Below are 12,855 nucleotides of genomic sequence, written 5' to 3' on the forward strand. Positions count from 1 at the left end.
GTCCTCGATCCTAGGCCCGTCGCCGGGTGCTCGGCACCGGGTTCACCGCGGCGCGATCCCCCGGTTCCGCAGGCCCCAGATCGCCGAGTCGGTCAGCGCCTCCCAGGACGCCTCGATCAGGTTCGGCCCCACGCCCACGGTGCTCCACGCGGTCGCGCCGTCGCTGGTCTCGATCAGCACGCGGGTGACCGCGTCGGTGCCGTGCATCGCGTCGAGGATGCGCACCTTGAAGTCGATCAGCTCGAAGCCGGCCAGCTCCGGGTACACCCGCAGCAGCGCGAGCCGCAGCGCGTGGTCCAGCGCGTTGACCGGGCCGTTCCCCTCGCCGGTGGCGACGATCCGCTCGCCCCCGGCGTGCAGCTTGACGGTGGCCTCGGCGGTGGCGGTGGTGCCGCGCGAGCCGGCACGCTCCACGATCGCGCGCCAGGACTCCACCCGGAAGTACGCGGGGCGCCCGCCCTCGACCTCCTCGGCGAGCAGCAGCTCGAAGGACGCGTCCGCGGCGTCGTAGGTGTAGCCCTGCGCCTCCGCGTCCTTGACCCGTGCGGTGACCCGGGTGAGCACGTCGGGGCGGTCGGACAGGTCGAAGCCCAGCTCGCGACCCTTGAGCTCGATCGACGCGCGCCCGGCCATCTCCGAGACGAGCATCCGCATGTCGTTGCCGACGGCCTGCGGGTCGATGTGCTGGTACAGGTCGGGGTCCACCCGGATCGCCGAGGCGTGCAGGCCGGCCTTGTGCGCGAAGGCGCTCACGCCGACGTAGGGCTGCCGGGCGAAGGGCGCGATGTTGGTGATCTCGCTGACCGCGTGCGCGATCCGGGTCATCTCGCGCAGGCCGCCAGAGCCGTCGGCGGGCGGCACCAGCACCGGCCGCCCGGTCTTGAGCTCGAGGTTCGCCACCACCGACAGCAGGTCCGCGTTGCCGGTGCGCTCGCCGTAGCCGCTGACGGTGCCCTGCACGTGCACGCAGCCGGCCTCGATCGCGGCGAGGCTGTTCGCCACCGCGCAGCCGGAGTCGTTGTGCGCGTGCATGCCGAGCCGGGCGCCCTCGCCGATCGACGCCCGCAGCGCCCGCACCACGTCGGCCACCCCGGAGGGCAGCATCCCGCCGTTGGTGTCGCAGAGCACCACGGTCTCCGCCCCCGCCTCGACCGCGGCGAGCACCACGTCGCGGGTGTAGGCGGCGTCGTACCGGTACCCGTCGAAGAAGTGCTCGGCGTCCACCACCACCCGCCGGCCCTCGCCGGCGAGCAGCCGCACCGAGTCGGCGACCATCGCCAGGTTCTCCTCGCGGGTGGTGCGCAGCGCCCGCTCCACGTGCCGGACGTCGCTCTTCGCGACCAGGGTGACCACCGGCGCCTCGGAGTCGAGCAGCGCGCGCAGCTGCGGGTCGTCCCAGGCGCGCACCCCGGGCTTGCGGGTGGCGCCGAAGGCCGCGAGCACCGCGTGCCGCAGGTCGAGCTCCTTGGCGGCGCGGGCGAAGAACTCGGTGTCCTTGGGGATCGCGCCCGGCCAGCCGCCCTCGATGTACCCGACGCCGAGCTCGTCCAGCAGCGGGGCGATGGCGAGCTTGTCCTGGACGGACAGGTTCATGCCCTCCTGCTGCGCGCCGTCGCGCAGGGTGGTGTCGTACACGTCGAACGCGGCCGGCCCGCTCGGCGCGCCCTGCGGGGCGTGCAGGTAGCCGGACGGGACGGGGTCGGTGCTGCTCACGGGGGACTCTTCTCGACTGGGGCGACGGTGCGGGTCGTCGGGGGTCGTGACTGGCCGTGCCAGACGATTCTCCGCCGAGGGCGCGCGCCTCACGCGAGGCGGTGCATCCAGGCGTGGGGGTCGGCGGCGCGGCCGTACTGGATGTCGGTCAGGCGGGTGCGGATGCTCTGCATGACCGGACCGGCGGAGCCGTCACCCACAGTCTGGTCGAAGTCGGTGCCGGCGAGGCGGCCGATCGGGGTGACCACCGCCGCCGTGCCGCAGGCGAACACCTCGGCGATGCTGCCGTCGGCGAGGCCGGCGAGCAGCTCGGTGAGCGGGATGTCGCGCTCGTGCACCGCGCGGCCGTCCTCGGTGAGCAGCTGCAGGATCGACGAGCGGGTGACGCCCTCCAGGATCGACCCGGTGAGCCGCGGCGTGGAGACGGAGCCGTCGGCCCCGACCACGAACACGTTCATGCCGCCGAGCTCCTCGAGCAGGGTGCCGGTGGCCGCGTCGAGGAAGCAGACCTGCTCGCAGCCCCGGGCGTAGGCCTCCTGCTGCGGGAGCAGGCTGGCCGCGTAGTTGCCGCCGCACTTGGCCGCCCCGGTGCCGCCGGCGCTGGCGCGCGCGTAGTCCTGGGACACCCAGATCGACACCGGCTGCACGCCCCCGGCGAAGTACGAGCCCACCGGCGAGGCGATCACCAGGTACTCGGCCTGGAGGCTGGGGCGCACGCCGAGGAACGCCTCGGAGGCGTACATGAACGGGCGCAGGTAGAGGCTGGTCTCCTCCCCCGACGGCACCCAGTCCAGGTCGGTGCGCACGAGGGCGGTGATCGACGCGAGGAAGTCCTCGGTGGACAGCTCGGGCAGCGCGAGGCGGCGGGCGGAGCGCTGGAGCCGCTCGGCGTTGGCCCACGGGCGGAACGTCCACACCGAGCCGTCGTCGTGGCGGTACGCCTTGAGGCCCTCGAAGATCTCCTGCGCGTAGTGCAGCACCGCGGTCGCGGGGTCGAGCTGGAGCGGTCCGTACTTCTCGATCCGGTGGTCGTGCCAGCCGAGGCCCTGCGTCCACGAGACGCGCGCCATGTGGTCGGAGAAGACCGTGCCGAACTTCGGGGTGGCCAGCAGGGACTCGCGCTCGGCGTCGGGCCGGGGGGTGTCGGTGCGACGGATCGCGAAGGAGGACAGGTCGGTCGTGTCGGAGATGCTCATCAGTCTGCGGCCTTTCACCAGGATTCGGTCTGACGGTACCTGGGGCGACGGCCGGATGGACAGGCGCGGCGACGCCCCTCGACGCGGGTCGAGGGGCGGGCGCGAGGGCGATCAGCCGGCGATGCGCCCGGCGAGGTCCTTGCCCACCTCGGCCGTCGACCGTACTCGCCCGGCGCGCTCGAGCACGTCGGCGGCGACGGCGGCCTCCACGCGGGCCGCGGCGTCGGCGTGGCCGAGGTGGTCGAGCAGCAGGGCGACGGACAGCACGGTGGCGGTCGGGTCGGCCTTGCCCTGGCCGGCGATGTCCGGGGCGGAGCCGTGCACCGGCTCGAACATGCTCGGCGCGGTGCGGTCCGGGTTGATGTTGGCGGAGGCCGCGAGGCCGATCCCGCCGACGATCGCACCCGCGAGGTCGGTGAGGATGTCGCCGAACAGGTTGTCGGTGACGATCACGTCGAAGCGCGCCGGGTCGGTGACCAGGAAGATCGTGGCGGCGTCCACGTGCAGGTAGTCCACGGTGACGTCCGGGAACTCGGCGTTGACGGCCTCGACCGTGCGGCGCCACAGGTGGCCGGCGTGCACGAGGACGTTGTGCTTGTGCACCAGCGTGAGCTTCTTGCGCGGGCGGGCGGCGGCGCGGGCGAAGGCGTCGCGGACCACGCGCTCCACGCCGAAGGCGGTGTTGACGCTGACCTCGTTGGCGACCTCGTGCGGGGTGCCGGTGCGGATCGCGCCGCCGTTGCCGACGTACGGGCCCTCGGTGCCCTCGCGCACCACCACGAAGTCGATCTCGCCCGGCGTGGCCAGCGGCGAGGTCACCCCCGGGTAGAGCTTCGCGGGACGCAGGTTGACGTAGTGGTCCAGGGCGAAGCGCAGCCGCAGCAGCAGCCCGCGCTCCAGCACGCCGGAGGGCACGCTCGGGTCGCCGATCGCGCCGAGCAGGATGGCGTCGTGGCCCCGGATCGCGTCCAGGTCGGTGTCGGTCAGGGTCTCGCCGGTGGCGTGCCAGCGGCGCGCGCCCAGGTCGAAGGCCGTGGTGCTGACCGTGGTGCCGGTGCCGGACAGGGCCGCGTCGAGCGCGAGGAGCCCCTGCTCCACGACCTCGGTGCCGATGCCGTCACCCGCGACGACCGCCAGGTTGATCTGCTGCGCCATGTCTCCCACCCTAGTGCGGCGTCCCATCAGCCGGGACGCTCTTCTCACATGTCGGACGCGCTCCCGGTCGCGCTCTCGGTGGCCGCGACGCCCCGGTCGCCCGGCCGCGGGTACAGCACCTCGAAGGTCTCGGTCACCACCGGCATCCGCGGATCGACGGCATCGACGCCCAGCACCCGGGCCCAGAACTCCTCGTGCTCCGCGCGCCAGGAGGCGAGCGTGCGGTCGCCCTCCCCCTCGGCCGCCGCATGCTCGGCGGTGACCTCGTCGAGGGGCACCGTGGCGACGGTCTTCGTCCGGATCAGCACCCGGGGGTGCCCGGCGGAGTCCAGCACGATCGACAGGTCGCCCTTCACCGGCAGCGGCTCGTCGGCCTGCTCGTACTCGGCCAGCGCGCCGGAGGTGGCGGTCTTGGTGCCGTCCAGCACCAGCGCGAGCAGCGCGTCGGCCGTCGCGGCGTCGTCCCCGAAGGACCAGGTCGGCGGCACCACGGAGCCGTGCACGCCCAGGCCGGTCACCACGCCGGTCCGCACCACGCCGGCACGGACCCGGGCCACCTCCCAGAACGCGAGGATCTCGTCGGCGGTGGTCGCGTCGTCGCTCATCGGCCCATCCTCCCCCATCGATCCGGTCCCGGGACGCCCGAGGGGCCCCGTGCGCTCGGCACGAGACCCCTCGGACGATCGCGGGATCAGCGAGCCGCAGAGCCCTCGACGTAGTCGGTGTCCGACGGCTTGACCCAGGCGAACAGCTTGCGCAGCTCGCGGCCGACCGGCTCGATCGGGTGGTTCTGGCCCTTGGCGCGCAGCGCGGCGAACTCCGGGGCGCCGGCATCCTGGTCGGCGATGAAGCGCTCCGCGAAGACACCGTTCTGGATGTCGGCGAGCACGGCCTTCATGTTCTCCTTCACCTCGGGCGTGATCACCCGGGGGCCGGAGACGTAGTCGCCGTACTCGGCGGTGTCGGAGACGGACCAGCGCTGCTTGGTGATGCCGCCCTCCCAGATCAGGTCGACGATCAGCTTGAGCTCGTGCAGCACCTCGAAGTACGCGACCTCCGGCTGGTAGCCGGCCTCGGTCAGGGTCTCGAAGCCGTACTGGATCAGCTGCGAGACACCGCCGCAGAGCACGGCCTGCTCGCCGAACAGGTCGGTCTCGGTCTCCTCGGTGAAGGTGGTCTTGATGCCGGCGGCGCGCAGGCCGCCGATGCCCTTGGCGTAGGACAGCGCCAGCGCCCAGGCGGAGCCGGAGGCGTCCTGCTCGACGGCGACGATCACCGGCACGCCACGGCCGTCGACGTACTCGCGACGCACCAGGTGGCCCGGGCCCTTGGGGGCGATCATGACGACGTCGTGACCGGCCTCGGGGGTGATGTAGCCGAAGCGGATGTTGAAGCCGTGGCCGAAGACCAGCGCGGCGCCGTCCTGGAGGTTCGGGGCGATCTCGTCGCGGTACAGGTGACGCTGCACCTGGTCCGGCGCCAGGATCACGACCACGTCGGCGCCCTTGACGGCCTCGGCGACGGTGGCGACCGCGAGGCCCTCGTTCTCCGCCTTCGCCCGCGAGGCGGAGCCCTCGCGCAGGCCGACGGTCACCTCGACGCCGGAGTCGCGCAGGTTCAGCGCGTGCGCGTGCCCCTGGCTGCCGTACCCGATGACGGCGACCTTCTTCCCCTGGATGACCGACAGGTCGGCGTCGTCGTCGTAGAACAGCTCAGCCACGATGGTTCTCCTTGGTGCGTGTTGGTAGATGCGACGTGCGGTGGTGTCAGGCGGTACGGGCGACGCGCTCGAGGGCGCGGTCGGTGATCGAGCGCGACCCGCGGCCGATGGCCACGATGCCGGACTGCACGATCTCGCGGACCCCGAAGGGCTCCAGGGCGGCGAGCAGCGCGGTCAGCTTGGCCGGGCTGCCGGTGGCCTCGATGGTCACGGTGTCCGGCACGACGTCGACGACGTGCGCGCGGAACAGGTCGACGACCTCCAGCACCTGCGTGCGCACGGGGCCCTCGGCGCGGACCTTGACCAGCAGCAGCTCGCGCTGCACGGAGGCGGCGTCCTCGAGCTCGACGATCTTGATCACGTTGATCAGCTTGTTCAGCTGCTTGGTCACCTGCTCGAGCGGCAGCTCGTCCACGTCGACCACGACGGTGATCCGGGAGATCTCCTCGTGCTCGGTGGGGCCGACGGCGAGGGAGTGGATGTTGAAGGACCGCCGGGCGAACAGGCCGGCGACGCGGGTGAGCACGCCGGGCTTGTTCTCCACCAGCACGGAGAGCGTGTGTCGGGTCATGACAGGTCCTCAGTCCTCACGGTCCCACGCCGGGCTGATGCCCCGCGCGTACTGGATGTCGTCGTTCGGCACGCCCGCGGCGACCATGGGCCACACCATCGAGTCGCGCGAGACGGTGAAGTCCACGACCACCGGCTGGTCGTCGATCTGCATCGCCCGCTCGATCGTGGCGTCCACGTCGGCCAGCGACTCGCAGCGCAGCCCGACGGCCCCGTAGGCGTCGGCCAGCTTGACGAAGTCGGGCACCCGCGCGGTGCCGTGACCGGTGTGCAGGTCGGTGTTGGAGTAGCGCGACTCGTAGAACAGGGTCTGCCACTGCCGGACCATGCCGAGCGAGGAGTTGTTGATCACCGCCACCTTGATCGGGATGTCGTTGATCGTGCAGGTGGCGAGCTCCTGGTTGGTCATCTGGAAGCAGCCGTCGCCGTCGATCGCCCACACCGTGCGGCTCGGGTCGCCGACCTTCGCGCCCATCGCGGCGGGCACCGAGAAGCCCATGGTCCCCAGGCCGCCGGAGTTGATCCACGAGTTCGGCCGCTGGTAGCGGATGAACTGCGCGGCCCACATCTGGTGCTGCCCCACGCCGGACACGAAGATCGACTCCGGCCCGGAGATCTCGCCGATCCGGGAGATCACGTGCTGCGGGGCGAGCTGGCCGTCGCTCGGCTCGTCGTAGCCCAGCGGGAAGGTCTCGCGCCAGGAGTCGATCTGCCGCCACCAGGCCTCGAGGTCGGGCTTGCCGTGGTGGCCGTGCTCGCGAGCCAGCTCGGGCAGCAGGTCGGCGATCACCTCGCGCAGGTCGCCGACGATCGGCACGTCCGCGGTGCGGTTCTTGCCGATCTCGGCCGGGTCGATGTCCGCGTGCACGATCGTGGCGTTCGGGGCGAAGCTCGACAGCTTGCCGGTGACCCGGTCGTCGAAGCGGGCGCCCAGCGCCACCACCAGGTCGGCCTTCTGCAGCGCGGCCACCGCGGCGACCGTGCCGTGCATGCCGGGCATGCCCAGGTGCTGCGGGTGGGTGTCGGGCAGCGCGCCGCGGGCCATCAGCGTGGTCACCACGGCGGCACCGGACTCGTCGACCAGGCGGCGCAGCTCGGCCGAGGCGCCGGAGCGGATCACGCCGCCGCCGACCATCAGCACCGGGCGGCGCGCGGTGGCGAGCAGCCGGGCTGCCTCGCGGATCTGCTTGGCGTGCGGCTTGGTCACCGGGTGGTAGCCCGGCAGGTCCAGCGTCTGCGGCCAGGTGAACGTGGTCTGCGACTGCATCGCGGACTTGGCGATGTCGACCAGCACCGGGCCGGGGCGGCCGGTGGAGGCGATGTGGAAGGCCTCGGCGATCACCCGGGGGATGTCGTCCGGGTCGGTCACCAGGTAGTTGTGCTTGGTCACCGGCAGGGTGATGCCGACGATGTCGGCCTCCTGGAACGCGTCGGTGCCGATCAGCGCGGCGCCGACCTGCCCGGTGATCGCGACCAGCGGGATCGAGTCCATGTTCGCGTCGGCGATCGGCGTCACCAGGTTGGTCGCGCCGGGCCCGGAGGTCGCCATGCAGACGCCGACCCTGCCGGTGGCGTGCGCGTAGCCGGCCGCCGCGTGACCGCCGCCCTGCTCGTGCCGGACCAGGATGTGCCGGAGCCGGGTGGAGTCCATCAGCGGGTCGTAGGTGGGCAGGATCGCGCCGCCGGGGATGCCGAAGACGACCTCGGCACCGGCCTCCTCGAGGGAGCGGACGATCGACTGCGCGCCGGTGACCTGCTCGGAGAGGACGGGGCGGACCGCGGGCTCGGAGGACTCGCGTCCCTCGGGCTGCGGGACGGCTGCGGGAGCCGGCCTGCGGGGCGGTGCCGGGTGGGGGCCCTGGACCATCGGTGTCTCCTGGCTGCTGCGGGTGGGACGTGCGGGATCGTCATGAGTGGTGCAGGCCGCGTCTGGCAACAAAAAACCCCTCGGGCCCACCGAGGAGGGCCGATCGAGGGGTGCGCGCAGACGAGACCTCGCGGGTGGCCTAGTCGGCGCGCTCCGGAAGGACTACTACGACGATCGTCTGCATGTCCGGCACATTACGCCCGGCGCCGCGTCGTGTCACGCCGCGCCCGAGTCGTCTCACATCGTGGTTCCTGAGTCCGCCTGTCGAACGTGGAGCGGAGGGGCGCGCGGCCTCCCCGCCGGGCGGCCCGGGCGGCCGTAGCCTCGGGCGATGAGCACCGACGCCCGCCGCCGCCCCGTCCCGCTCGGCCGCCGCCTCGTGCTGCGCGGTCGCCGTCCCGCTCTGCCCGGCGCCGCCGCGCTGCTCGCCGCCGCGCTGCTCGCCGGCTGCGCGGGCACCTCCGGCGACGAGGACGTCGTGCCCTCCCCGACCGCCCCGACACCCTCGCGCTCCGCCGAGCCCTCCCCCATGCCGAGCGCCACCGAGGACGCCGGGGACGGGGCCGACGACGGCGCCACGGACGCAGGGGCCCCGGACTGGGCCACGCCCAGCACCGACGCCGACCCCTCCGCCGACGCCCGGCTCACCGTGACCGGCATCCGGGTCGGCGCGCACGAGGGCTTCGACCGCGTCGTGGTGGACCTGGCCGGCACCGGCACCCCCGGCTGGCACGCGCAGGTCGACCGGCAGGCGGTGGTGGACCCCACCGGCGAGGTGCTCGACCTCGGCGGCGAGGCCGCGCTCACCGTCTACCTGACCGGCATGGGCTACCCCTTCGAGACCGGCGCCACCGAGCTCGCCGCCGGCACGGTCACCCCCGGGGTGACGGTCGTGACGGGTGTCGGCTTCGACGGGACCTTCGAGGGGCAGTCGCCGGTGTACGTCGGGCTGAGCGCCGCCGACGTACCGTTCCGGGTCTTCGTGCTCACCGACCCGACCCGGCTCGTCGTGGACGTGCAGCGCTCGATGGCCTGACGGCCGGGCCCCGGGGACCGCACCGCACGGCCGCGCGATCCCCGGCGCCGCGTGATCCCCGGGACGCCCGGCCCGCGTCACCCGCGCCGGACCACCCGCGCCTCCCACGGACGCAGCGTCGTCGGCTCCCCCGCGTCCGGGTAGGAGCCGAGCACCAGCGTGCCCCAGCCGCCGTCCGCGCTGACCGGCCACTCCTCGCCGAGGTCGAGCGCCCGCTCCTCGCCGGAGACGTTCACCACCACCAGCAGCGTGTCCCCGTCCAGCGAGCGCGTGAAGGCGTAGACCTGCTCGTCCTCGGGCAGCAGCATCGTGAAGTCGCCCAGCGCCACCGTCGGGTCCTCGTGCCGCAGCGCGACCAGCCGCCGGTAGTGATGGAACACCGAGTCCGCGTCGGCGCGCTCGGCGGCGGCGTTCACCTGCTGGTACCCGGCGGCGACCTCCAGCCAGGGCGTGCCGGTGGTGAAGCCCCCGTGCGGCGAGTCGTCCCACGCGACCGGCGTGCGCGCGTTGTCGCGGCTCATCGCGGCGAGCCCGGCGAGCAGCTGCTCGTCGGTGGCGGTGCCCAGCGCCCTGCTCTGCGCCACGTGCCGCACCGACTCGATGTCCTGGTACTGGTCGAACCGGGTGAAGTGCGCGTTCGTCATCCCCAGCTCCTCGCCCTGGTAGACGTACGGCGTGCCGCGGTGCAGGTGCAGCAGCGTCGCCAGCGCCTTCGCCGACTCCCGGCGGTAGCGGCCGTCGTCGCCGAACCGCGAGACCACGCGGGGCTGGTCGTGGTTGTCCCAGTAGAGGCTGTTCCAGCCCTGGTCGGCAAGGCCCGCCTGCCAGCGCCCGAACGTCGCCTTGAGATCGGTCAGCCGCAGCGGGCGCGGGTCGAACTTGCCGCCCGGGCCGTGGTCCAGGCCCATGTGCTCGAACTGGAACACCATGTCCACCTCGGCGCGCGCCGGGTCGGTGAACAGCCGGGCGTCCTCCACGGTCACCCCCGGCATCTCCCCCACGGTGATCAGCGCGGCGTCCCGGCCGGCGAACACCTCCCGGTGCATCTCCTGCAGGAACTCGTGGATCCGCGGGCCGCTGGTGTACGAGGCCGAGCCGTCGCCCCACACCCCGGCGATCACCGGGCCGTCCGGCAGAGCGGTGTCCTTGGAGATCAGGTTGATCACGTCCATCCGGAAGCCGTCGACCCCGCGGTCCAGCCACCAGCGCATCATCGCGTAGACCGCCTGCCGCACCTCCAGGTTCTCCCAGTTGAGGTCCGGCTGCTTGCGGCTGAACAGGTGCAGGTAGTACTCGTCGGTCGCCGGGTCGAGCTCCCACGTCGACCCGGAGAAGAACGAGTGCCAGTTGGTCGGCTCCGCGCCCGGGTGCCCCGCCGTCATGCCCTCGCGGGCGGGCCGCCACCAGTACCAGTCCCGCTTCGGGTCGTCGACGCCCGACCGGCTCGCCAGGAACCAGGGGTGCTCGTCGCTGGTGTGGTTGACCACCAGGTCCATCACCAGCTTCATCCCGCGCGCGTGCATCGCCGCCAGCAGCTCGTCCAGGTCGGCCAGCGTGCCGAAGGACGGGTCGACGTCCTGGTAGTCACTGATGTCGTAGCCGTTGTCGTCCTGCGGGGAGCGGTAGATCGGCGACAGCCACACCACGTCCACGCCCAGCGCGCTCAGGTGGTCCAGCCGGTCCAGGATCCCGCGCAGGTCGCCGATCCCGTCACCGTTCGAGTCGGCGAACGAGCGCGGGTAGATCTGGTAGACGACGGCGCGGGTCCACCACGGGGCGTCTTCGACGGTGAAGGTCATGGTCACGAGCCTGGCACGAGGGTGCGACAGGCCGCACGGCGGCGCGCGGGGCGGTCGTGGTGTCCGGGTCGGCGCGGTCCCGCCCGTCCTCAGATCAGCACGGCCCCGGTCGACGCGGACTGCACCAGCTTCGCGTACTTGGCGAGCACCCCGCGGGTGTAGCGCGGCGGCAGCGGCGCCCAGCCCTCGGCGCGCGCGGCGAGCTCCTCGGCGTCCACCAGCAGGTCGAGGGTGGCGTTCGCGACGTCCAGCCGGATCCGGTCGCCGTCGCGCACGTACGCGATCGGCCCGCCGTCCACCGCCTCCGGCGCGACGTGGCCGACGCACAGGCCGGTGGTGCCGCCGGAGAAGCGGCCGTCGGTGAGCAGCAGCACGTCCTTGCCCAGCCCGGCGCCCTTGATCGCCCCGGTGATCGCCAGCATCTCGCGCATGCCGGGGCCGCCCTTGGGGCCCTCGTAGCGGATCACCACGACGTCGCCGGCCTGGATCGTGCCGTCCTCCAGCGCGTCCAGGGCGGCCCGCTCGCGCTCGAACACCCGCGCGGTGCCCTCGAAGACGTCCGCGTCGAAGCCCGCGGACTTCACCACGGCGCCCTCGGGGGCCAGCGAGCCGTCCAGGATCGTGATGCCGCCGGTGCGGTGGATGGGGTTGTCCAGCGCGCGCAGGATCTTGCCGTCCGGGTCCGGCGGGGCGATGTCGGCCAGGTTCTCCGCGACGGTCTTCCCGGTGACGGTCAGGCAGTCGCCGTGCAGCAGGCCGGCGTCCAGCAGGGCCTTCATCACCACCGGCACCCCGCCGATCCGGTCCACGTCGGCCATCACGTAGCGACCGAAGGGCTTGAGGTCGCCCAGGTGCGGCACCCGCGCGGCCACCCGCGTGAAGTCGTCCAGGGTCAGGTCGACCTCGGCCTCGTGCGCGATGGCCAGCAGGTGCAGCACCGCGTTGGTGGACCCGCCGAAGGCCATCACCACCGCGATGGCGTTCTCGAAGGCGGGCTTGGTCATGATCTGCCGGGCGGTGATCCCCTGGCGCAGCAGCGCGACGACCGCCTCGCCGGACTTGTGCGCGAAGGCGTCGCGGCGGCGGTCGGCGCTCGGCGGGGCGGCCGAGCCGGGCACCGACATGCCGATCGCCTCGGCCACCGACGCCATGGTGTTCGCGGTGTACATGCCGCCGCAGGCGCCCTCGCCGGGGCAGATCGCCCGCTCGATCCGGTCCAGGTCGCCCGTGCTCATCAGCCCCCGCGCGCAGGCACCGACCGCCTCGAAGGCGTCGATCAGCGTGACGTCCTTCTCGGTGCCGTCCTCGAGCTTCACCCAGCCCGGCATGATCGACCCGGCGTAGAGGAACACGCTGGCCAGGTCGAGCCGCGCGGCCGCCATCAGCATCCCGGGCAGCGACTTGTCGCAGCCCGCCAGCAGCACCGAGCCGTCCAGCCGCTCCGCCTGCATCACGGTCTCCACCGAGTCCGCGATGATGTCCCGGCTCACCAGCGAGAAGTGCATCCCCTCGTGGCCCATCGAGATCCCGTCCGACACCGAGATCGTGCCGAACTCCAGCGGGTAGCCGCCCGCCGCGTGCACCCCGCCCTTGACCGCCTGCGCGAGGCGCTGCAAGGACAGGTTGCACGGCGTGATCTCGTTCCACGAGCTCGCGACGCCGATCTGCGGCTTGACCCAGTCGTCGTCCCCCATGCCGACGGCGCGCAGCATCCCGCGCGAGGCGGTGGCCTCGATGCCGTCGGTGACCTGGCGCGAACGGGGCTTGATGTCGGGCTGGTCGCTCATGGCCCGACTGTA

10 protein-coding genes are annotated in these 12,855 nt (G+C 72.8%); 1 reads left to right on the forward strand and 9 read right to left on the reverse strand.

The features are described from left to right. Positions 1-42: 42 nt before the first annotated feature. The 7 genes from cimA to ACZ5HG_RS13485 all read right to left on the reverse strand — a co-directional run bounded on the left by cimA (position 43) and on the right by ACZ5HG_RS13485 (position 8,221). Positions 43-1,680, reverse strand: coding sequence for a citramalate synthase (cimA, locus tag ACZ5HG_RS13455; RefSeq protein ID WP_464182158.1), 1,638 nt, complete (start codon positions 1,678-1,680; stop codon positions 43-45). A 122-nt stretch (positions 1,681-1,802) separates the two neighbouring features. Then, positions 1,803-2,909: a branched-chain amino acid aminotransferase gene (locus tag ACZ5HG_RS13460; RefSeq protein WP_464177086.1), complete on the reverse strand. Its 1,107-nt coding sequence runs from the start codon at positions 2,907-2,909 to the stop codon at positions 1,803-1,805. Between the two features lie 111 nt (positions 2,910-3,020). Further along, positions 3,021-4,064, reverse strand: coding sequence for a 3-isopropylmalate dehydrogenase (locus tag ACZ5HG_RS13465; RefSeq protein ID WP_464177088.1), 1,044 nt, complete (start codon positions 4,062-4,064; stop codon positions 3,021-3,023). Between the two features lie 44 nt (positions 4,065-4,108). Continuing rightward, positions 4,109-4,669: an ASCH domain-containing protein gene (locus ACZ5HG_RS13470; RefSeq protein ID WP_464177090.1), complete on the reverse strand. Its 561-nt coding sequence runs from the start codon at positions 4,667-4,669 to the stop codon at positions 4,109-4,111. A gap of 86 nt (positions 4,670-4,755) precedes the next feature. Further along, positions 4,756-5,784 carry a ketol-acid reductoisomerase gene (gene ilvC, locus ACZ5HG_RS13475; RefSeq protein ID WP_464177092.1) on the reverse strand — a complete coding sequence of 343 codons (1,029 nt, stop codon included), beginning with the start codon at positions 5,782-5,784 and terminating at the stop codon, positions 4,756-4,758. A gap of 46 nt (positions 5,785-5,830) precedes the next feature. Beyond that, a complete protein-coding gene (gene ilvN, locus ACZ5HG_RS13480; RefSeq protein WP_464177094.1) occupies positions 5,831-6,355 on the reverse strand; it encodes an acetolactate synthase small subunit in 525 nt (174 codons plus the stop codon). A gap of 9 nt (positions 6,356-6,364) precedes the next feature. Next, positions 6,365-8,221 (reverse strand): acetolactate synthase large subunit, encoded by a 1,857-nt coding sequence (locus ACZ5HG_RS13485; RefSeq protein ID WP_464177097.1) that lies wholly within the window; start codon positions 8,219-8,221, stop codon positions 6,365-6,367. A 331-nt stretch (positions 8,222-8,552) separates the two neighbouring features. Here ACZ5HG_RS13485 and ACZ5HG_RS13490 point away from each other — a divergent pair, with 331 nt between their 5' ends. Then, complete coding sequence (locus tag ACZ5HG_RS13490) at positions 8,553-9,257, forward strand: AMIN-like domain-containing (lipo)protein (RefSeq protein WP_464177099.1); 705 nt, start codon at positions 8,553-8,555, stop codon at positions 9,255-9,257. A gap of 77 nt (positions 9,258-9,334) precedes the next feature. Here ACZ5HG_RS13490 and ACZ5HG_RS13495 read toward each other — a convergent pair whose 3' ends face one another. Further along, entirely contained in the window at positions 9,335-11,056 is a 1,722-nt protein-coding gene (locus ACZ5HG_RS13495) for a glycoside hydrolase family 13 protein (protein ID WP_464177101.1), read from the reverse strand. A gap of 89 nt (positions 11,057-11,145) precedes the next feature. Then, positions 11,146-12,843 carry a dihydroxy-acid dehydratase gene (ilvD, locus tag ACZ5HG_RS13500; protein WP_464177103.1) on the reverse strand — a complete coding sequence of 566 codons (1,698 nt, stop codon included), beginning with the start codon at positions 12,841-12,843 and terminating at the stop codon, positions 11,146-11,148. Positions 12,844-12,855 lie beyond the last annotated feature (12 nt).

It is taken from the genome of Cellulomonas sp. GTC20042 (genome assembly GCF_055389595.1).

Bases quoted from the DNA above. Each gene is read 5' to 3' on its own strand.
- ACZ5HG_RS13460 (WP_464177086.1), bottom strand. From the start codon at position 2,909: ATGAGCATCTCCGACACGACCGACCTGTCCTCCTTCGCGATCCGTCGC.
- ACZ5HG_RS13485 (WP_464177097.1), bottom strand. From the start codon at position 8,221: ATGGTCCAGGGCCCCCACCCGGCACCGCCCCGCAGGCCGGCTCCCGCA.
- ACZ5HG_RS13465 (WP_464177088.1), bottom strand. From the start codon at position 4,064: ATGGCGCAGCAGATCAACCTGGCGGTCGTCGCGGGTGACGGCATCGGC.
- ACZ5HG_RS13490 (WP_464177099.1), top strand. From the start codon at position 8,553: ATGAGCACCGACGCCCGCCGCCGCCCCGTCCCGCTCGGCCGCCGCCTC.
- ilvN (WP_464177094.1), bottom strand. From the start codon at position 6,355: ATGACCCGACACACGCTCTCCGTGCTGGTGGAGAACAAGCCCGGCGTG.
- ACZ5HG_RS13470 (WP_464177090.1), bottom strand. From the start codon at position 4,669: ATGAGCGACGACGCGACCACCGCCGACGAGATCCTCGCGTTCTGGGAG.
- ilvD (WP_464177103.1), bottom strand. From the start codon at position 12,843: ATGAGCGACCAGCCCGACATCAAGCCCCGTTCGCGCCAGGTCACCGAC.
- ACZ5HG_RS13495 (WP_464177101.1), bottom strand. From the start codon at position 11,056: ATGACCTTCACCGTCGAAGACGCCCCGTGGTGGACCCGCGCCGTCGTC.